The following is a 21,861-nucleotide window of genomic DNA, read 5'->3' as shown; positions in this document are numbered from 1 at the left end:
CAGAAGAAAACTGCCGTGTACGCCTGAGCGCACTGACTTACACGCCGACTTTTACCCCGGCTTCCTGAAGCGCCGCCTGTTGACGGCGTGCGAGGTCGTCCTCATTGAAATCTGCAATCAGGTCCTGGAACATTCGGTGCCAGTTCAATTTCGCGCCCAGACGCATGAATACGGAGCCAAGCCCGATGGCGGAACGATCCACCAGAACAAACTCGCGCGGCGGCTTTACGCCGCCCGTGCGTTGCAGTCCTGCGTGCACTCGCGCGGCGATATCGCGACCGAAGATCGTACCTTCGTCCTCCTGAATGGCGCGCTCACGATCCTGCATCAGGGGTTCGTAGAGAAAGCTGGCCCACTCGTTGAGCACTGTCATCGTGTCACGCGACAGATTGCTGAAGCCCCACATTTCGTAGGCATGTGCGGTCCTGTCGATATCGCCGACCCGTAGGCCTTCGCAAAGTTCGATGATGCCGCGCACGAAGCGCGGACGAAACACACGGATTGCGCCAAAGTCCAGAAGATTGAATCCGAAATCGTCGCGGACGGTGAAATTGCCCATGTGCGGGTCGCCATGGATCACCCCGTAGCGATAGAGCGGCACATACCAGGCTTCGAACAACGCGCGCGCCATGGCGTTGCGCTCTTCCTGTGACGGGTTTGTGTCGAGCACCGACTGTAAAGAACGCCCATCCACCCATTGCATCGTCAGCAGGCGTCGCGTGCAGAGATCCGGGACCGTGCGGGGTATCGTGACGGATTGGGAGTTCCGGAGCATCACACCGTAAAGCCGCAGGTTCGCGGCTTCGCGCGTGTAGTCCAGCTCTTCGCGCAGGCGCTCGGTCAGTTCCTCGATGACGTCGTCCTGCCTTATGGCGTTGTCGAGGCGATGGTAGACGCCCATCGCCATGCGAAACTGCTTGAGATCGGCTTCGACCGTCGTCGTCATGTCGGGATATTGCAGCTTGCAGGCGACGATTTTCCCGTCAGGCAGGACGGCCTTGTGGACCTGTCCCAAACTGGCGGCGGCGGCGGCTTCCTGCCCGAACTGCTTGAAGCGCTGCTGCCAGTTCGGGCCGAGTTCCGTGCTCATGCGGCGGCGGACGAAGCTCCACCCCATGGGCGGGGCGTTCGACTGGAGCTGTGACAGCTCAAGCGCGTAATCGTCGGGCAGTGCGCCTGGAATTGTTGCGAGAAGCTGAGCCGCTTTCATCAGCGGACCCTTGAGGCCGCCGAGGACGCCTTTCAGATCCTCAGCGTGCGCGGCGCTGCCGCCGGTAATGCCGATGCGATGACCGGCGATGCGCGCCGCTATGCCGCCAACCGTTCCGGTCGTGCGCACCATACGTCGCAGCTCGCCGAAAAGGCCGCTGTCGTCCAGATCGCGCCCGGCCATGTCAGGCACTCTCCAACTGATCTATGAAGCCGGAAATAACGTCCAGTCCCTTGCGCCAGAAGGCAGGGTCGCTGGCGTCCAGCCCGAACGGCGCCAGCAGTTCCTTGTGGCGCAGCGTGCCGCCTGCCTGCAGCATGGCGATATATTTATCCTGAAAACCCGAGCCGTTTTCGCGATACACGCCATACAGGGCGTTCACCAGACAGTCGCCGAACGCGTATGCGTAGACGTAGAACGGCGAATGGATGAAGTGCGGGACGTATGACCAGTACGTGTCGTAATCCGGCGTGAAGTTGAAAGCCGGGCCGAGGCTTTCCGTCTGCACCTGACGCCACAATTCGCCGATCCGCTCCGGCAGAAGCTCCCCGTCGCGACGTTCGTTATGAACGAGGCTCTCGAACCGGTAGAAGGCGATCTGTCGGACGACCGTGTTCAGCATGTCCTCGACCTTGGACGCCAGCATCAGCCGCCGTTGCGTCGGGTCCTTCTCGGCGTCGAGTAGGTGCTGGAACGTCAGCATCTCGCCAAAGACGCTGGCGGTTTCGGCCAGCGTCAACGGGGTCGCAGACATGAAATAACCCTGCTCCCCCGCAAGCGTCTGATGCACGCCGTGTCCGATTTCGTGAGCAAGGGTCATGACGTCGCGCGTGCGGCCGCGGAAATTCATCAGGATATAGGGATGCGCGGACGGCACCGTCGGGTGCGCGAAGGCGCCGGAGGATTTGCCCGGCACGGGCGCTGCGTCGATCCATGGCTTGTCGAGAAATTCGCCGACGATCCGTCCAAGCCGGGGATCAAAGCCGTCATACGCCTGTCGCACGATGCGCGTCGCCTCGGGCCAGGAAATGTCGCTCTCATTCACGTCCGGCAGCGGCGCGTTACGGTCCCAATGCTCCAGTTTCTCAAGCCCGAGCCATTTCGCCTTGAGCGCGTAATAGCGATGGGAGAGGCGCGGGTAATCGGCGACGACGGCGGAGACAAGGGCGTCGACGACTTCGTCTTCGACCATGTTCGAGACGTTGCGGTAGGATTCGGGGCGCGCGTAACCGCGCAGCTTGTCCGAGATCGCCTTGTCCTTGGCCAGCGTGTTGGTGACCAGAGAGAGCATGCGCAGGTTGTCCTGCAGCGTGGCGCCGACAGCCTTGGCTGCGCGCTCGCGCACGGAGCGGTCAGGATCGGACATCCGGTTGAGAGTATCGCCCAGCGTCAGGGGGGCGCCGCCGAAAGGCACGCGCAGGGCAGCGAGATGCTCGTCATAAAGGCGGCGCCACGCGCTTGCGCCGGTGACGGATTTTTCCAGCAGCACCTGTTCGATGTCGTCGGCGAGTTGATGGGCGCGGAACATGCGTAGGTCGCGCAGAAACGGGCTCCAACGGGCCAGTTCGGGAGTCTGCAGTTTCAGTTCGAGGTCAGCGTCCTCGATCCGGTTCAGTTCCAGCGTGAAGAACAGCAGGCTGGAGGAGATGTCGGACAGGGTCTCCGTCACTGACTGGTTGAATTTGGCGACGCCCGCGTCCGCCATGTCGGCTGAGAACGACAGGGATGCAAAGGAGCCGATCCGGCCGAGGGTTTCGTCGATCGCCTCGTAGGTTTCGATCGCCTCCGCGAGTTCCTTGCCGCTCAGGCTGGCTACGCGACCGCGATAGGTGTCCTGAAACGCGCGGGCGTCCTCGGCTGCGTGCGTTTTGTCGGCGACGAGCTTCTGCGAGTCGGGGGCCGCGTAGAGATCGGAGAGATCCCAGCGCGGCGGCTCACCATCGTTCAGGCGCGCCGACGGGCCGTTCGCGCCGTCTGGGGAGAAGCGGGAATCAGCGGTTGATCCGCGATAGGGGCGCGAAAATTCATAAACCATGTGGGAACTGTAGCGCGGCCTCAAACATGAGGCGAGAGCACCCTGCGCGGCTCGCCGTCATTCCTTGCAGGCGCGGGGGCGGGCGTAGGTTCTTTGAGCGAATCTTTGCTCATCTGGATGGCTGACTTTTCCCAGTTTATCGCCTATGGGACGCGCATGACCGATACCTCGCTCCAGTTGATCCGTAACTTTTCGATCATCGCCCATATCGACCATGGCAAGTCGACGCTGGCCGACCGTCTGATTCAGGCCTGTGGGGCTTTGTCCGCGCGCGAGATGACCAATCAGGTCCTCGACAACATGGACATCGAACGCGAGCGTGGAATCACCATCAAGGCGCAGACCGTGCGCCTGACCTATCCGGCGAAGGACGGCAACACGTACGTCCTCAACCTGATGGACACGCCCGGCCATGTCGACTTCGCCTATGAGGTCAGCCGGTCTCTCGCCGCGTGCGAGGGATCGCTGCTGGTCGTCGACGCCTCGCAGGGCGTCGAGGCGCAGACGCTGGCCAACGTGTATCAGGCCATCGACGCAGGCCACGAGATCGTGCCGATCCTCAACAAGGTCGATCTTCCTGCGGCCGAGCCGGAGAAGGTGAAGGCGCAGATCGAGGAAGTGATCGGCATTCCCGCCGACGATGCGGTCGAGATTTCGGCCAAGACGGGCCTGAATATCGAAGGCGTGCTGGAGGCCATCGTGACGCGTCTGCCGCCTCCGGTCGGCGATGCGGAGAAGCCGCTGAAGGCGATGCTGGTCGACAGCTGGTACGACCCGTATCTTGGCGTCGTGATTCTGGTCCGCATCAAGGAAGGTCGCCTGCGCAAGGGCGCGCGCATCCGGATGATGTCCAGCGGCGCTGTGCATATGGTTGATCAGGTCGGCGTCTTCGCCCCGCGCATGGTCGCTGTGGATGACCTTGGGCCGGGCGAGATGGGCTACATCAACGCCGCGATCAAAACCGTCGCGGACTGCAATGTCGGCGATACGATCACGGACGACCGCAAGCCTGCCGATGAGCCTCTGGCCGGTTTCAAGCCTTCCATCCCTGTGGTGTGGTGCGGTCTGTTCCCTGTAAACGCCGACGATTTCGAGAAGCTGCGCGACAGTCTGGCGAAGCTGCGCCTGAACGACGCGTCGTTCCATTATGAAGCGGAGACTTCAGCCGCGCTGGGCTTCGGCTTCCGCTGCGGCTTCCTCGGGCTGCTGCATCTGGAGATCATTCAGGAGCGTCTGTCGCGCGAGTTCGATCTCGATCTGATCGCGACGGCACCGTCAGTCGTGTATCACATCACGCGGACGAACGGGGAAACCGAAGATCTGCACAACCCGGCGGACATGCCGGATCCGTCGCTGATCGAGCGGATCGACGAGCCCTGGATCAAGGCGACGATCATGGTGCCGGACGAGTATCTGGGGTCGGTCCTGACGCTGTGTTCTGAGCGGCGCGGGACGCAGGTCGACCTCACCTATGTCGGCAACCGCGCGATGGCGGTTTATCGCCTGCCGCTGAACGAGGTGGTGTTCGATTTCTACGACCGTCTGAAGTCCCTGACGCGTGGTTACGCCAGCTTTGACTACCAGATGGACGGATACGAAGAGAGCGATCTCGTCCGCATCTCCATTCTGGTCAATCAGGAGCCGGTGGACGCGCTGTCCTTCGTCGCGCATCGCTCGGCGGCGGAAAGCCGGGGACGGGCGATCTGCGCGCGTCTGAAGGACCTGATCCCGCGTCAGCTGTTCAAGATCGCGATTCAGGCGGCCATCGGTTCGCGCGTCATCGCGCGCGAGACGATTGGCGCGATGTCCAAGGACGTCACCGCCAAGTGCTATGGCGGCGACATCTCGCGCAAGCGCAAGCTGCTGGAGAAGCAGAAAGAGGGCAAGAAACGCATGCGGCAGTTCGGCAAGGTCGAGATTCCGCAAAGCGCGTTCCTCGCAGCCCTCAAGATGGATCGCTGATAGCGGGTTCAACCACCGGTTTCACGTTGTCGCGCGTCCGAGCCGCGCGGCCTTGAACGGCGACGACGTCGGGCGCAGCGTCGGGAGATGGACCATCTTTCGCTGCTGTTCATAGCCGGGACGCTGGCTGGCGCGATGAACGCGCTGGCGGGCGGCGGCTCGTTCGTCATGTTTCCCGCATTTCTGGCTGCGGGTCTTCCGCCCGTGACTGCCAACGCTTCCAGCACGGTCGCCCTTTGGCCGGGAGGAGCCGCAAGCGCCTGGACCTATCGCGCCGGTCTCCATCCGGTATGTGGGGTTTCGCTTCAGCGCCTCGCGCCCGTCACCCTTGTCGGCGGCTTGGCTGGCGGCCTGTTGCTGCTTTTCACGCCGGGTCGGGCGTTCGACGAGATCGTGCCGTGGTTGCTGCTGCTAGCGACGCTCGCTCTGGCCTTTGGCAGAAGGGTAGGGGACTCGCTGCACGGCAAGCTGCCTCGCGGTCCGATTCTGCTGATTCAATTCGGGTTGGGCGTCTATGGCGGCTATTTCGGAGGCGCGGTCGGGTTGATGATGCTGGCGGCATGGTCGTTGCTCGGCGAACGGGACATCAAAGCGCTTAACGGGCCGCGAACCCTGATGGTTACGCTGGCGAACACAGCCGCTATTGCGGCCTTCGTCGTTGCGCATGCCATAAGCTGGCCCGGCGTGATCGTCGCCCTGCTCGGTGGATTGCTGGGCGGCGTTCTGGGCGCACGGTTGGGGCGTCGTCTGCCGTCAGGCGTCGTTCGCGCGATGACCATTACCGCGACGGCTTTAGTGACGGCGGCGTTTTTCGCTCGCCTATGGTTTCCGGGTGTCATCTGACCTGACGTGGCGTCCGTTCTGGATGGGGAACATGGCCGGTTAGCGCAGGCCGGAAATGAGGCCTGAGGTCATCAGGCGACAACGATATCAGTCCTGTGCATGATACGATTCCGTTATCGCAATAACGTTGGAAGTTTGTGTCGCTGTCTATGGCGAGGGCAAGCGGCGTCGCTGACCGCTCGGTTTGAGGGCGGACCTCATGAAAGATGAACCTCGCTGATGGAGTCGGTTCCCGACTGTCGTCGTTGGTGAGGCGCATAGCGATGATCCTCGTATCGATAAGCTCTCGGAGCGGCGGACAAGGCTGGCTATTTCGTCAAAAACGGACTGCGGGAATCTTCGGAAAAACATCTGTCTGTTTCGTAAAATATAAAAATCATCGAGTGTTTTCTCATTGATCCGAGGGAGGGGGCCGGAACATAACCGCGCGGAGAAAACAATCTTTAGGCAGGGACGGCGTCCGCCGGAGCTACCGTCGGAATTAACTGACGGAACGTCACAAGAGACGTGTGGTCGGCTGTATTATTTTTGCATCACCCTGCGGTTGTATACGGTCCGATACAGAAATGTGTCTGTTTGTATATAGACATCCCGGGGCGCGCTTGGCAGAGAGTTGAACTGTTCCTTTCCCAGCTCAGTCGCGGACTCTGCCCACTTATGCACGACCGTTCTTACAATCCGTTTTGTATCGGCATGCTTGCCACGTTCCTGCTGACAACGTCAGCGCTGGCTGCTGCGCCGGCTCCGGCTTCCGCTCCTGAGAAGAAGATACAACCAGCCAAGTCAGCCACGGCAAAAGTCGGCGTGAACAAGGCCGCCCAGGGACCAAAATCCGCTTCCACGACCCCGATCGCGGGGACGCTTGACGGTTCAGGCGGCGAAACGGTCACGGTTCATGGTCATCATGTGGCCGACGGCGCCCATGCCAGGTATATGAATAAAACCGTCTATCTTGGGCCGCTGGGTAACCGCGACACGCTGGACACGCCTTATTCCATCATGGGCGTCCCGCACGACGTCATCATCAATCAGCAGATCCGCAACCTGAACGACATGGCGCAATATTTGCCGTCCGTGCAGCTGGAGATCCGGGGCGACCCCAACACCTCTCGTCCGCAATCGCGCGGCTTTGAGGCCGATGTTGTCGCCAACTCTCGTCTGGACGGCCTGAACGTGGTGTCGACCACGCCTTATCCCGCCGAACAGGTCGATAACCTGCAGGTTCTCAACGGGCTTGCCGGCGCAATGTACGGACCCCAGAATCCGGCTGGCGTCTTCGAGTATACACTAAAACGTCCTACCGACCGTCAGACGGAAAGGTTCTCGATAGGCGTTGATTCCATAGGCACCCCAACGGTCAACGGCGATATTTCTGGTCGCGTGGGTCGGAATGGCTGGTTCGGATATCGTTTGAACCTGTTGCACGCAAACGGCACTTCCTACGCACAGGGTAGCTGGCTGCGTCGCGATATGGTGAGTGGCGATTTCGATATTCACCTTGACAATAAAACGGTTATCGAAATCGACGCCAGTCATTACACCTATGATCAGCGCGGCGGGGCGCCTGCGTTCGGTATTCTGGCGACAGGCGTTGGTGGAGATAAATTGCCCGAGGCCCCGGACCTCAGCAAGCGTCTGGCTCCAGACTGGAGCGGGTACCACATGGAGACCAACACGTTTCTTGCCAAAATCAAGCATGAATTCAACGAGAACTGGAGCTTTACGCTCGGCGGTCTCTATCAGGATGCGGCGCGGCAATCTTTCGGCGTAACCGATACGCTGTGCGACGGCAGCAGCACCTGTGGCGGACGAAAAGGCAGCGATGGCTGGTACAGCTCGAAGGCGACCGCCACCACGACCGCAGATGATTTTCGTGTTGGCAGTAACATGGCCTATATTAATGGGCGCGTTCACACTGGCCCCATCCAGCATGACCTCGTCATAGGCACCAATGGTTATATGATGGGGAATTACAACCCGGTGGCCGCCGTGACCAGCGCGCAGAACCTGGGTTTGGGAAATCTGTATGAAACCACGTCAAACAGGGGTTCGCAGCCCTATTACCGTGGACGCTACAAATCCAGCAGTGTGACCAGTCAGTCTTTTATCGTGGGCGACACCATAAAATTCAACGAACACTGGTCGATTATGGGCACCCTTTCCTGGAGCTGGATCAACCAGGAAGGCGCGCTTAACGCCCAAAGCGCTCTGAGAAAAACATTTGACACGTCTGCGGCTTTTAGTCCGACAACCAGTCTGATTTACAAGCCGACCAAAAATCAGACTCTCTATTTTACCTACGGGCAATCAGTTGAAGCTGGCCCTGTCACGCCGAACAGCGCCAGCTACACCAACACGAATATCGCTCTCCCGATCGCGCACTCGGAAGAGTACGAAGTGGGCTACAAGCTGCGATACAAGAAAATGCAGGTAAACATTGACGGGTTTCGGATGACATCGCCGTACGCCCTGTATGTTTCCGCATCGAACCCAACGGGCTGCGCGGCAGGAAGCAACTGCCAGACTTACGAATATGGCGGCACGCAGCGGAATTACGGCGTCGAAGCCCAGATTTCCGGCGAAATTCTGCCAAACCTTTCTGTTCTTGCAGGCATGACATGGCTGGACGCGGAACTGGTCAAGGCGTCCTCTCGGTCTCTCAACAAAAAGGAAATTGTCGGCGCGGCTCCGCTTCAGGCGAACATATTGCTGGATTACCGACTGCCGGCTTCGATGGGCGCTTTCGCATCCGGATGGGCCTTCAACGCCGGCGTCCATTACATGGGCAACCGCGCCGCCAACGTCACCAACACATTGCATACCGGGTCTTACACGACGCTGGAATTGGGCACGCGTTACGCGTTCAACGTGTATCGTTTCCCCTGGGTTGTGCGTTTCGGCGTCAGCAACGTCACAAACGAACGGTATTGGGCGTCTGTTTACACCGGCGCGCCAAGCGGCACATCTGGCGCGTCCTCCAGCCTCTACGCGGGATTGCCGCGCGTCTATCACTTCACTCTGTCGGCTGAGTTCTAAGGAAGCGTCTGTCAGGTGGCGCCGGCAACCGCCCGACGTCGTCGCCTGGCCGATGACGTAGTCTCTCTGTTTGCCGGGAGATGCCGAATGCTTGAGGCTTGGTGATCCGAGATCTCAAGTAACGGTTTTAGCGGAAAATACGCTCTCAGAGAGAGCGTCCGGGCGCGCCGCGTTGCAGAACCTCGATCTTGTAACCGTCGGGGTCCGCAATGAAGAAGAATTTCCCCACGAACCGATCGCCGCAGGAAAGCTCCTTGATGGGCAGAGGTTTCAGCCCGGCGTTTTCAATGCGCGCGTGTTCGGCTTCCAGATCGTCGACCGAAACCGCTAGGTGCCCGTAACCGTCTCCGAGTTCGTAAGGGCGGTCGCGGTCGTTATTGATCGTCAACTCCAGTTCGAAACTCTGCTCGTTGTTTGAGAGGTAGACGAGGGTAAAGCTTTCAAACGCAAACCGTTCGGCGACCTTCAGGCCGAACGCTTTTTCATAGAATTCCAGAGATGCTTGCTCGTTAAGCACCCGGATCATCGAGTGGATCATTTTCGCCATGATGATGCGTTCCCTTTTGCTGGCACGCTGGGGTTGAGTCCGTGAGCGTCGGCAGGAAGCCGTCCGGTTCATAGAGGCTCGGCGCACAAGCCTCAACATGAGCGAGCATAACGTCGGCGTGGGGCGAAGGACGCGCGCCATTCGAAAGATCAGGCGTCACCGGGGGCGAAGTGTTGCCTTCATGCCGCAGGCGCAGGGCTGCGGACGTCGTCGGTCGGATATGGGGCAGACTGCGCTTGCAAGTGAGAGTTATTCTTATTAACGCATCGCGCAGATTGGTCCCCTTTCCGAAAGCGCGTCGAGTCATGTCCACGATGTCCAGCCGAAGCCCCCTGAGACGCCTCTGCCTGTCGAGCCTCCTGCTCGCAGGGGCGAGCGTCACGCAGGCATGGGCCGCTGATACGCATCATCATCACGCGAAATCAAAGGCGCACGCGGCGAAAGCGGCGCCCGCGCCGACTGTTCCCGCCGCTACGCCAGCAAACGCCCCGTCCCCGAACGCCTCGACTGCGGCAACGCCTGTGGGCGGCCCGACAGGCGCGGGCGTTGCTGCGACGGCTCGCGAGAACATTCTTGTGACGGCTGAACGACGCAACCGCATGCTGGTCAGTAGCGGGGGGCAACTCGGCGCGCTGGGCAACAAGAAGGGCATCGATGTTCCGTTCAATATCCGCAGCTACAACTCCAGCCTGATCCTGAACCAGCAGTCGCAGACACTGGGCGAGGTGCTTCAGAACGATCCGTCGGTCCGCACGACCATGGGCTACGGCAATTTCTCCGAAATGTTCGTCATCCGCGGTTTTCCTGTGGACGGGGACGACGTAGCGGCGAACGGCCTCTACGGCATCATCCCCCGGCAGCTCGTCTCCCCGCAGCTTTACGATCAGGTGCAGGTTCTCAACGGCGCCAGCGCGTTCCTGAACGGAGCGGCGCCGAGCGGATCAGCGATCGGCGGCAACATCAACCTGATGTTCAAACACGCCGAAGCCGCACCGCTGAACAGATTGACCGCCGATTACACCAGCAGCGGGCAGGGCGGCGGCGCGGTCGATTTCGGTCGCAGGTTCGGGGCGGACAAGGCGTACGGTTTTCGTCTGAACGCCGCAGGCATGGACGGCCAGACTTCCATCGACCACGAACACCGGCATGACGCTGTCGTCGGCGGTGATTTTGACTGGCATGACGACGCGACCCGCATAACGCTCGATATGGCGTTCCAGAACCAGAACGTGCAGTGGGGCAGGGGGGGCGTGTTTCTTGGCTCCGGCGTGACGTCGGTTCCGCGTCCGGCGAAGGTGTCGCATAATTTCAGCCAGCGCTGGACATATGCGGATCTGAATTACCTGTTCGGTATGATGAACATTGAACATGATTTCGGTAAACATGTGACCGTATATGGCGCTTTCGGGTCTCTCGGCAGCAGTGAGAAAGGAAACTACTCGTCACTGACAGTCACGGACGCAACTACGGGCGCAGGCACAATCGGCAGCATGTACGTGCCGTATCAGGAACAGAATGAAAGCACTCGGGCCGGTGTGCGCGCCCATGTGGACACTGGCCCGATTCACCATGAGATCAACGCAGGCGGTTCGGCTCTCTGGGAGCAGGCGAACACGGCCTACGCCATGTATTACAATAACGCCGTGCCCCTGCGCAGCAATCTGTACTCCACGCAGCAGATAGCTCAACCCGGAGAGAATCTGGTCGGCGGCAATCTTTCTGATCCGTTGAAATCAGCCTGGACGAAGCTGTACAGCCTGTATTTCTCGGACACGATGACGTTCTGGCATGACCGTATCGCCCTGACCGCTGGTTTTCGTTATCAGAACATTCTTGAAAACAGCTATTACTACGCGAAAAAAGGCGGTCTGAGCACAGGTTACGACAAAGGCGCGTTCACGCCGGCCGTAGGGCTTGTGATCCACCCGACGAAGCAGACTGCTATCTACTTCAACCGTATCGAAGGACTGTCCGCAGGGCCGCAGGCGACCGGCACGAACCTGATCAATATGGGACAGGTCTTCTCGCCTTATCAGAGCGTGCAGTACGAAGTTGGTGCGAAATACGACATCGGTCGTCTGGCCGCGACCATCGCATTCTACCAGATATCGCAACCCAATTCGTACACAGAGGCCTACGGAAACACGGGTTACAACATTTTCCGCGTCGACGGCATGCAGCGCAATCGCGGCATGGAACTGATGCTGAACGGCGAGGTGCTTCCTGGTCTGCGCTTCAACGGCGGCCTCACCCTGACCGACGCAGACCTGCGCCGCACGGCGAACGGCGCGAACAACGGCCACACCGCTATCGGCGTGCCGAACTACACCATCAACGGCAACATCGAATACGATCTGCCGTTCCTGAAAGGCGCGACAGTCGTCGGGCGCGTGGTCAACACCGGCAAGCAGATGGTCAATGTCGGCAACACCATGCACCTGCCGGTCTGGACGACCTTCGACGTCGCAGCGCGCTACACGTTCCTCGCAGGGAAAAAGCCGATCACGGCGCGCTTTGGCGTCGATAATATCGCCAACAAAAGCTACTGGTCGTCCGCCTTCAATGGCTATCTGCTGCAAGGCATGCCCAGAACCTTCAAGCTCTCCATGACCGTCGATTTCTGATCCGACCGAGGCGGAGATGCGACACCTGGACGCCATAGTGACGGCGCGCCGCTGACGGCGCGCCGGATATGGTGTAAGGCCGCTCCGACACGCGCGCGCAACGCGCCTTTCCGAGCGGTGAATAAGGACATAAACGACTGTGACGCCAGCGCCCTATCGCATTGAGGACGAGCGGCGCCGCTCCGTCACGTCAGCACCCCGCAAAAACCTGAAGCGTCACATCCTGTTTCTGACTGCGGCTGTCTTCGCCGGGGCGCCCGCGATCGCAGGGGAAGCTGTCGCCCAAAGCGTTGCGAACCGGGACGCTCCGAGCGCGACGAACCCGCCTGCGGCGTCGCCGAACGCCACCGTCCGCAGCGTTCAGGCCGCTCGAAAACACTCGGCCCGCAGTCACGCAGCCCAACAGCCTGCAGGCCAGCCCACACCCCGCGCCGCACGGATGCAATCTCCAGCCCGCGCGATAAAGCCCGCCACGGCAGCCCGCCGGCCGCCGGCCGCACATGAAGCGGTGCAGGTCACAGGGCAGCGCCGCGACTTCAACTATCCCGAAGCGCAGCAGGAAGCAGACGCCTCCACGCACCTGACGGCCGCGCGCCTGATCGAACGCGGCGTCGTCACCCTGCGCGGGCTGGAGCGCGTCGCGCCGAACCTGACCATCCAGAGCATCAACGGCACGGCTTCCACCAATTTCTACCTGCGCGGCGTCGGCTTCAACGACTTCACGCAGAACAACACCGGCCCCGTCCTGACCTATTACGACGACGTGCCGTTCATCTATTCCACCATGACGAACGGCATGATGTTCGACCTGGCCGGCGCAACCGTCACGCCCGGCCCGGTCGGCACGACGCACGGCCTGTCCGACACGGGCGGGGAGGTCATGCTCCGCACCGCCGACCCCACCAGCACATGGCATGCAGGGGCGAGCGAGGACATCGCCTCCTACGCCCGCAGCCGCAGCGTGGCCTATATCTCCGGGCCGCTGGCCAAAGGCCTGACCTTCCGCCTTTCGGGACAGACGCAGCAAGGCGGCGGCTGGCAGACCAACCCGGTCAACGGCGCGCATCTGGGCGATGCCGACCTGTGGGCTTTGCGCGGCAAGCTGCAATGGAAACCCGACAGCCACACGACCGTCACCCTGTCCGGCCACTTCACGCAGGACGACAGCCAGGTCGTCGGCGCGATCCCGATCGACCGCCTGCTCGGCTCCGGCTCCCTGCCGAATGTCGGCTGGAAACAGTCGGAATGGGACATCCGCCCCGCCTTCGCCAGACTGGTCGGGCGCAGCGCCAGCCTGAAGCCCAGCGAACATGACCAGTTCTGGGGCGCGGACCTGCATATCGTCCACGATTTCGGCCCCGTCACCCTGACCACGATCAGCGCGTTCGAGACGGAGCGCGAGGGCGAATACACCGATCAGGACGCGACGACGCGGGCGGAGGGCGACGCCTATCGCAATATCGACGCAAACACGTTCACGCAGGAGGCGCGCCTGCAATCCTCCCACCCCGAAGACCGGCTGCAATGGGTCGTCGGCGCGATCTATCAGCGCAGCCGGATGAATCAGGAATTCTTTTTCGATTACACGGATTATTCCGCGCGTGGCTACATGTCCGGCACCAGCTTCGGCATCAATCAGGAAAGCACGTCGGAATTCGGCAATGTCAGCTATCGCCTGCCGCACGGCGTGAAAATCTGGGCCGGTCTGCTGCATGCGCTGGATGACCGGGGCGTCACCGGCCTGCAATCCGTCATCTATGGCGCAGGTGGAAGCACGCTGAACTTCCACAGCCAGAACACGGCGTCCAACCAGTTCGCAGGACAGGTCGGCGTGTCGTGGCAGGTCGCAGCCCACGCCATGCTCTATTACAAGATGAGCAAGGGCTTCAAACCCGGCGGATTCACCGCGAACAATACGCAGATTCAGGCGCAGCTCGACCCGTTCAAGCCGGAAACGGTTCTGACATATGAAGTCGGGATCAAGAGCGATCCGATTCCGAACAAACTGCGTATCAACGCCGCCGCGTTCTACAACGATTATCACAACCAGCAGATTCTTGGCACGGTGCTGATCCCCGATTACGGGCCGCTGAGCGAGATCACCAACGCGCCGAAATCCGAAAGCTGGGGGTTCGAGGCCACGATCGAGGCGCGGCCTCTGCCGCAACTGTTCATCACGCAGAATATCGGCTGGCAGCGCGGAACGTTCCAGAACTTCCCGACGACCAACCGCGCCGCCACCAACGCCTATTACAAGAAATACGGCGTGTGGAAGGCCATCAACGACAATTTCTCCGGTGTGGACATGGGGCAGCCGAAACTGACGCTTAACGGCTCGGCGGAATGGCGGCAGCAACTGACGCGCGACTACGCGCTGGAGTTCGGCCCCGACTGGTCCTATCGCGGCAGTCAGGCGATGACGCCGGGCGGCACGGGCTTTTATCGCCTGCCGCCGTATTTCCTTTTGGGCGCGCACGCCACGTTCCGCCCGGCGTCTGGCCACTGGCAGGCGACGGTTTACGCCAGCAATATCCTGAACCGGCATTATTACGAGACCGGCGGGCAGGCGCTGACGGTGTATATGTATACGCCGGGTGAGCCCCGGTTTGTGGGGGCTCGAGTTTCTTGTGATTATTGAGTGACGAGAGTTTTTTATTTCTTGATTGGAAAATGCTCCCGTAGCCACGCTGATGTGTCGCGAGCGCCTCTTAAGCGTACAGTTTTAGTGAGGATGTCAGCGACATCTCCACCGGAGCAGATGACAATGGGGTGACGATCTTCGACTAACTCCTGGTAAGCTTGGCTTCCCAAAAAACTTGTCGTAACCAAAACTCCAAATTGTCGGTGTCTTAAACGCGAAATAAGGCGCGAGAGAATTTTGACCCCGAGACCGGAACTGGGTTCGTAACATTTTGCCTCCAGGGCGAAGTCAACGTGGATACAATTTTGTGTTTTTCCTATACGATATTGTCCAATCCCATCTCGTCCCCCATCTTTGCTGGGTCTTGTTAACTCTAAGGATGTGACGTTAGAATCCATCTTTTCTACGATAAAGGCAGAAAATTCCTCAAATTTTATAGGATCGTCCTTGAAGTGTTCGTATATCGCCTGTCCGATTCTTTGTTGAAAATCTGTTCCAGCCTGTTCCTGCTGAGTTCTTATTCTAGTGACTGGTGGCGCTTTAAGTGGCGCAAAATGGTGTTTTTTTACCCACGCCCTAAATGGTTTTGGGCAATCCTCTCCCAATGTATCGCCATTATTTATGGCGTTGAGCCACTTTCTGTTGATGCGAGATATATCTAAAATCGTAAACACAGCCTTATAATTTTGAAATCGTTTGCCGCCTATGGACTTCCAAATTGCTACCAAGTCCGAGGTGGAGTCTAGGTGACTCGCTCCCGGTACGGCCAATCCCCGGAAAATTACGTCTCTATGTTTATTTCCTTTCGAAAAAACCAACAGTGGTGGAACTTGCGCTCGATCCGCCGCAGTGCCGTGAGATAGAGCAAAAATAGTGCGCAGTATTTCGTTTCCGCCACGACCGCCCGTGTGTAATTCAGATCCCGGCTTTCGATTGTCTCCATAGTAATAGAGAAGGCCATTTTCATAATCTATAAAATCTGGCCAGTCGATTTCATTTAATGTTGTATAGAGAACGACCAATTTTGGAGACGCTTTTGTTCCTGAAAAACGAAACCCACCTTGGTTCCCGGTTTTCGTCAGCCGGGATAAAGGTTCAGACGATATGACTTTTGTATTATTTCTATCGCTCTCGTATGTGGCGTCGACTATGAGGGGTGCATTTTCAAGATTAGAGAACGAGATATTTGTCATAATAACCATTTTGTTTTGATTGGTTAAGTTAAGTCACGCTTGCCCCGATGTCATTTTAATGGCTGAATTACCGCCTGCGCTTACGTCAAATAAAAATGTTTAATGCTTCCTCAAGCCTGCATCGCCCGAACCATATCATAAGCCGCATACCCCGTGGTCAACTTCGCCTCCACATGCCGCAACCCCGTCAGCAACCGCTCGCGAATATCATGCAGGCGCCGTTCGTCCGTCACCTTCATGCCCGACAGGTCCTTGACGTAGAACACGTCCACCGCGCGCACGCCGTAGGTCGTGATGTGCGCTGACGCGATCTGCAACTTTTGTTCATTCAGCGCGCCGGTGACGTCGAACAGCAGGCCGGGTCGGTCGCGCCCGTTGATCTCGATAACGGTGTAGGAGTTCGAGGCCCGGTTATCGATCACTACGCGCGGCGGCACATGGATGGCGCGGGTGCGCATATGCATCTGCGCGGGCGCGGACTCGGCGATGGCGGCGCGGATGTCCAGATCGCCGCGCAATGCGCGCTCCACGCTATGCGACAGCTTCGCCAGACGCTCCGGCTTGTCGAACGCCTCTCCCGACGCGTCCTGAATCCACAGCGTGTCGAGCGCCCTTCCGTTGGTCAGCGTATGGATGCGCGCATCGACGATGGACGCGCCCGCCAGCGCCATCGCGCCTGCGATCTGCGAGAACAGGCCGGGATGGTCTTCAGTGTGGATCGTCACTTCCGTCACGCCGCGCGCGGGCAGGGGCTGCGTCTCAATGACGAAGGGGGCGGAGCACGCGTCGGCTTCGCGGATCAGGCGCGCATGGCGAAGCTGCGTCTCCTGATCGAAGGACAGCCAGTAACTGGCGTAACCGAGGCCGAGGAAGTGTTCGATATCGGGCTGGGAGACGCCGTCTTCTTCCATCAGCTCGGCCAGCATCGCCTTGCTGTGGGCCACGCGGGCATCGCGCTCGGGCGTGGCCAGGCCGCCTTCCAGCACTTCGGCGACGCGCGTGTAGAGTTCACGCAGCAGGGTGGCTTTCCATGCGTTCCACACCCGCGGACTTACGGCGCGCATGTCCACGATGGTCAGCAGCAGAAGCAGGCGCAGACGCTCCGGCGACTGCACGACGTCTGCAATATCGAGAATGGTTTTCGGGTCGTCGATATCGCGCTGGAACGCCGTGTGGCTAAGCAGCAGATGATGCAGGACCAGCCAGGAGACGGTCTCGGTTTCCTCGCCCGACAGTCCCAGCTTGGGGCAAAGCTCCAGCGCGACTTCGGAGCCAAGCTCCGAGTGGTCGCCGCCGCGTCCCTTGGCGATGTCGTGCAGCAGAACGGCCATATACAGCGCGCGCCGCGACTGGATATCGCGCGCAAGGTCATAGGCGACGGAGATTTCGTCGGCCATCTTGCCGCGTTCGAGGCAGCCGAGGATACGGATCGCCTCGATCGTGTGCTCGTCCACGGTGAATACGTGGTACGTGTCGAACTGCATCTGGCCTACGATGCGCGACCAGTCCGGGATCAGCGCGCCGAGCAGCCCGGTTTCGTTGAGGATGCGCAGCCAGTGCGCGTGGTCGAGCTGCTTTTTCTCCGGCTGATCCGGTGTTTCTTCTTTTGCGCCGGGGCGTCGGGCGCGATGCGGGCGCTCGTCCGGCCTGTCGCCGCACAGCAGCGTAAGAAAAATGTCAGAGGCGTGTGCGTCTTCGCGCAGCGACGCGGCGCGGCGCTCCCAGCGGATCAGCTGCTGCCGGGCGAGGGGGTGGATCGGAATGTGCCGATTGCGCGACCATTCGAGCAGTTCGAGCATCCGGATAGGCTCTTCGTCGAAGGACACGCCTTTCGCGGGCAGGATCTGCCCGTCCAGCAGCGTGAACCCGGCGTCGCGCATCGCCTCGTCCGCCTTCATGGTGTTGGCGGCGGGGCCGAGCGACAGGCGCATGACCGTCGGCTCCAGCACGTGGGTCAGGCGCATGACCTCGCGCGCGGTCAGGAAGTAGTGGCGCATGAAGCGTTCGACGCCGTTCTGGCGGCCGTGGCGCGTGTATCCCATGCGTCCGCCGACGACGGGCTGCATGTCGAAAGTGAGGCGATCTTCGGCGCGCCCGGCGACGTAGTGCAGGTGCAGGCGCACGGTCCACAGGAAGTCCCACGACCGGCGGGCGCGTGCGGCTTCCTGTTCCGTCAGCAGGCCGAGGCGGGTGAAATCCGGGGCCAGCAGGTCAGAGACGTGGCGGGTGCCGAAGCTGTACCGGCACATCCAGTATAGCGTCTGCATGTCGCGCAGGCCGCCGCGACCTTCCTTGATGTTCGGCTCGACCATGTACGGGCTGTCGCCGAACCGGCGGTGCCGTTCGGTGCGTTCCGCGCGTTTGTCTGCGACGAAGCGGGCGGACCCTGCCTCGACGCATGCCACGATGAAGCGGGCTTCGAACATCGCGAACAGCGTGGGATTGCCGATCAGCAGGCGTGCGTCGAGCAGGGCGGTGCGGACGGTGGTGTCGGCTTCGGCCTGTTCGATGCATTGCTGGATCGACCGTGTGGCGTGCCCGACTTTCAGGCCTAGATCCCAAAGGAAGTAGAGGACGTATTCCACCAGCGCGAGCACTTCGGGCGACGGTGCTTCGGGGGTAAGGAACAGAAGGTCGATATCGCTGAACGGCGCAAGCAGACGCTTGCCGTAGCCGCCAGTGGCCGTGATGGCGATCTGCCCCAGCAGGTCGTCGTCCGGCGCCAGTGTTTCGCTGGCGAAGCGTGCGAGCGCGCGCACCAGTTCGTCGGCGTACGCCGCGAGTTGTTTCGCGGCGGGCACGCCCTTGATTTCCCGGCTTTCGAACCGTGTCCTGATCTCGGCCTGATAGCGGCCGAGATGGCGGCGGAAGATCGCCAGCGCGGCTTCGCGGCCGGGCGTCGCCTGTTCGCCAGGCGCAGCCTCGCGCAAGGCCGAGGCGAGGCCAGCGGCGAAGCTTTGCGGGGTCAGCGTGTCGCGGGCGGCCGACGCAATGTCGGCGACTGGGAACGGATCGCTCAGGGAGGTCGACGTCAAGGTGGGATCGGTCTCGGGCTATCGGCGGGGGTGGGCGAATGCCCGGTGCGCACGGTGGAAAGTTATCCTCGGGTCAAATGGCCCTTGGCTTCAAGTATTGCTTTCTTGATCTCGTATAAAGCGTCCAGCGCTTCCCGCGGACTCATGGAGTCCGGGTCGATGCGCGACAGCAACGCGAGGACCTCATCTGCCCTTTCGTCGTCGTCCTCGCAACTGGCCGGGGGGGCTGCGGGCGTCGGCGAAAGGTCTTCGAACAGCGGCAGGGGACGCTGCCCGACGGAGTGATCCTGCTCCAGTTCGCGCAGCAGCCGGGCCGCGCGATCGACTACGGGGCCGGGCACGCCGGCCAGTTTCGCGACGTGGACGCCCCAGCTTTTACGGGCGGTTCCGGCTACGACTTCATGCTGGAACACGACGTTTCCCTTCCAGTCGCGCACGGCCATGGTGTGCGGGGAAAGACGCGGAAGCGTCTCCGCGAGCTGGGCCAGTTCGTGGAAGTGCGTCGCGAAAATGGCACGGCAGCGCAGCGTGGAATGCATGGCCTCCAGCACAGCCCAGGCGATGGACAGGCCGTCCAGCGTGGAAGTGCCGCGCCCGATTTCGTCCACCACGACCAGAGAGCGTGGGCCTGCCTGATTCAGAATCGCCGCTGTCTCGGTCATTTCGACCATGAAGGTTGATCGTCCGCGCGCAAGGTCGTCGGCGGCGCCGACGCGCGAGAACAGACGATCGACGACGCCGATCCGCGCCGATTTCGCGGGAACGGGCAACCCGGCCTGCGCCAGTATGACCGCGAGCGCGGTCTGGCGCAGAAAGGTCGATTTGCCCGCCATGTTCGGGCCGGTCAGCAGCATGACCCGGCGTTCCGGGGCAAGGGAGCACGCATTGGCCGTAAAGCGGACGCCGGAGCCCAGCGCCGCCTCCACCACCGGGTGGCGACACGCTTCGAGTTCGAACGCCTCTCCGTCCTCGACCTTCGCCCGGCTCCATGCGCCGCCAGCAGCGAGGCTGGCGCAGGACTGAACGACGTCGAGCAGGGCGAGTGCTGCGGCGAGTGCTGGCAGGCCCGGATCGATCAGAGCTTCCTGCGTCAGGGCGGCGAAAATCTGCCGCTCCCGTGCGGCGGCGCGCTCGGCGGCTTCGGAGATGCGGGAGTCGAGGTCGGCCAGTTCCGCGGTCGAGAACCGTGCGGCGCTCGCCGTGCCCTGCCGGAATGAAAGTTCAGGCACGTCGCGCAGTTTCGCGGCTGCAGCGGTGGGCGCTTCGATCACGTAGCCCAGTTGGGCGTGGTGGCGGATTTTCAGGCTGGCGACGCCGAAACGCTGCGCATACTCGTTTTGCAACGACAGGATGACGCGCCGTGAGTCGTCGCGCAGGCTCCGGTGGGCGTCCAGCTCTCCGTCAAACCCGGTGACGATGAAGCCGCCGTCGTCGATCCGTGCGGGCAGTTCGTCCGACAGCGCGGCTTCGAACCGGTCGAACAGCGCGACGCATCCGCGCATCGCCTCGAACGCTTCGGCCAGAAGCGGCGGAAGTGTCTTGCCTGCGTGCTTGCCTTCCGGCGTCAAGGCGGCCGCCTCATGTGCGGCCCGGACTCCGTCGCGCAGGGCGGCCAGATCACGTGGCTGTCCGCGCCCCACAGAAAGGCGGCCAAGCGCGCGATCGATGTCGGGCGCGCCGCGAAGGACAGCGCGAAATGCTTCGGGCTTGCCTGTCGCGTGGCGCATCCAGTCCCAGCATTCCTGTCGGGCGGATATCGACGCGACATCGGTCAGCGGCGAAGCGATCCACTGCGAGAGAAGACGGGCGCCCGCCGCGGTGACGGTGCGATCGACCGCAGCGAACAGCGTATGCTCCTGCCCGCCGTCGCGTGCGCGCAGCAGGTCGAGGCTGGCGCGCGTCGCCGGGTCGAGGCCGAGCGAGCCGCGTTCGGACTGAGGAACAGGGTGGCCGAGGCGGGGCAGGGCGCCCGCCTGCGAGCGGCGGACATAATCGACGGCGGCCATCGCAGCGGCGGCCTCGGCGTCTCCGAACGTCCCGAAGGCGTCAAGACTGGCGACGCCGAAGGCTTCGGCGAGCCGCGTCCGTGCGGTGTGGGCGGCGGGAGCCGGGAATGCGCTGGCGCGGCGCGGTTCGTAATCGCCAAGGGACAGATCAGCCGGGGCGAGGATTTCCGCCGGGTCGAGCCGGGCGAGAAGATGTTCCAGATCCGTGGCCTCGCAGGCGGCGGTTTCGAATTGTCCGGTCGAGATGTCGATCCATGCAGAGCCCCACTGGGCGGCGACTGCGCCCTTGCGGCCGGCGACGGTTGCAAGCGAGACCAGCAGGTTTGAGCGTCCTGCTTCCAGAAGTTCGTCTTCCGTCAGAGTGCCGGGGGTCACCAGACGGACGACCGCGCGAGGCAGCGGGCCTTTCTGGGCAGGGGCTTTGCCCGCGCGGGCTTTTGGCGCTTCCGCCGTCTGTTCTGCGATGGCGACGCGAAAGCCGCGCCGGATCAGCCGGGACAGGTAGGCGGGCGCCGCGCCCACCGGCACGCCGCACATGGGGATGGGGGTTCCTGCGTGAGATCCGCGCGCGGTCAGCGCGATATCCAGCGCCGCCGCCGCCGCCGCCGCATCGTCGAAGAACAGTTCGTAGAAATCCCCCATGCGAAAGAACAGCAGCATGTCTGGGTTTTCAGACTTCAGCGCGAACCACTGGGCCATCGCGGGCGACGCGCCCTCGGCGCTCGGACG

The 21,861-nt window shown here is 61.4% G+C and carries 12 protein-coding genes; 5 read left to right on the top strand and 7 right to left on the bottom strand.

Annotation, left to right across the window (positions count from 1 at the left end):
- Positions 1–37: 37 nt before the first annotated feature.
- Together J2D73_RS14420 and J2D73_RS14415 are read right to left on the bottom strand one after the other, a co-directional pair.
- Entirely contained in the window at positions 38–1,393 is a 1,356-nt protein-coding gene (locus tag J2D73_RS14420; protein ID WP_207882409.1) for an ABC1 kinase family protein, read from the bottom strand.
- 1 nt (position 1,394) lies between these two features.
- On the bottom strand, positions 1,395–3,245 hold the full coding sequence (locus tag J2D73_RS14415) for a M3 family oligoendopeptidase (protein ID WP_207882407.1): 1,851 nt from the start codon (positions 3,243–3,245) through the stop codon (positions 1,395–1,397).
- 156 nt (positions 3,246–3,401) lie between these two features.
- Between J2D73_RS14415 and lepA the strand changes: the two genes are divergently transcribed.
- The 3 genes from lepA to J2D73_RS14400 all read left to right on the top strand — a co-directional run bounded on the left by lepA (position 3,402) and on the right by J2D73_RS14400 (position 9,086).
- Positions 3,402–5,207, top strand: coding sequence for a translation elongation factor 4 (gene lepA, locus J2D73_RS14410; RefSeq protein ID WP_026397825.1), 1,806 nt, complete (start codon positions 3,402–3,404; stop codon positions 5,205–5,207).
- An 87-nt stretch (positions 5,208–5,294) separates the two neighbouring features.
- Positions 5,295–6,050: a sulfite exporter TauE/SafE family protein gene (locus J2D73_RS14405; RefSeq protein WP_207882405.1), complete on the top strand. Its 756-nt coding sequence runs from the start codon at positions 5,295–5,297 to the stop codon at positions 6,048–6,050.
- Between the two features lie 657 nt (positions 6,051–6,707).
- The gene (locus tag J2D73_RS14400) at positions 6,708–9,086 is read left to right on the top strand and encodes a TonB-dependent siderophore receptor (RefSeq protein WP_207882403.1); all 2,379 of its coding nucleotides are present in this window, start codon (positions 6,708–6,710) and stop codon (positions 9,084–9,086) included.
- Between the two features lie 145 nt (positions 9,087–9,231).
- Here the strand turns inward: J2D73_RS14400 and J2D73_RS14395 are convergent, their stop codons facing one another.
- Positions 9,232–9,633 (bottom strand): VOC family protein, encoded by a 402-nt coding sequence (locus J2D73_RS14395; protein ID WP_207882401.1) that lies wholly within the window; start codon positions 9,631–9,633, stop codon positions 9,232–9,234.
- On the bottom strand, positions 9,596–9,940 hold the full coding sequence (locus tag J2D73_RS14390) for a hypothetical protein (RefSeq protein WP_207882399.1): 345 nt from the start codon (positions 9,938–9,940) through the stop codon (positions 9,596–9,598). The genes J2D73_RS14395 and J2D73_RS14390 overlap by 38 nt, the downstream gene beginning before the upstream one ends.
- A 7-nt stretch (positions 9,941–9,947) precedes the next feature.
- Between J2D73_RS14390 and J2D73_RS14385 the strand changes: the two genes are divergently transcribed.
- Together J2D73_RS14385 and J2D73_RS14380 are read left to right on the top strand one after the other, a co-directional pair.
- Positions 9,948–12,257: a TonB-dependent receptor gene (locus tag J2D73_RS14385; RefSeq protein ID WP_207882505.1), complete on the top strand. Its 2,310-nt coding sequence runs from the start codon at positions 9,948–9,950 to the stop codon at positions 12,255–12,257.
- Positions 12,258–12,396: 139 nt separating this feature from the next.
- Positions 12,397–14,895: a TonB-dependent receptor gene (locus J2D73_RS14380; protein ID WP_408736848.1), complete on the top strand. Its 2,499-nt coding sequence runs from the start codon at positions 12,397–12,399 to the stop codon at positions 14,893–14,895.
- A gap of 14 nt (positions 14,896–14,909) precedes the next feature.
- Here J2D73_RS14380 and J2D73_RS14375 read toward each other — a convergent pair whose 3' ends face one another.
- The 3 genes from J2D73_RS14375 to mutS form a co-directional block, all read right to left on the bottom strand.
- Entirely contained in the window at positions 14,910–16,091 is a 1,182-nt protein-coding gene (locus tag J2D73_RS14375) for a restriction endonuclease (RefSeq protein ID WP_207882395.1), read from the bottom strand.
- Positions 16,092–16,201: 110 nt separating this feature from the next.
- The gene (locus J2D73_RS14370) at positions 16,202–19,084 is read right to left on the bottom strand and encodes a [protein-PII] uridylyltransferase (protein WP_408736849.1); all 2,883 of its coding nucleotides are present in this window, start codon (positions 19,082–19,084) and stop codon (positions 16,202–16,204) included.
- Between the two features lie 104 nt (positions 19,085–19,188).
- A complete protein-coding gene (gene mutS / locus J2D73_RS14365) occupies positions 19,189–21,831 on the bottom strand; it encodes a DNA mismatch repair protein MutS (RefSeq protein WP_207882499.1) in 2,643 nt (880 codons plus the stop codon).
- Positions 21,832–21,861: the final 30 nt, after the last annotated feature.

Source organism: Acetobacter sacchari (genome assembly GCF_017377715.1).
GTDB lineage: Bacteria > Pseudomonadota > Alphaproteobacteria > Acetobacterales > Acetobacteraceae > Acetobacter > Acetobacter sacchari.
The sequence above is the reverse complement of the archived record's forward strand: the minus strand, read 5'-3'. Positions and strand labels throughout refer to the sequence as shown.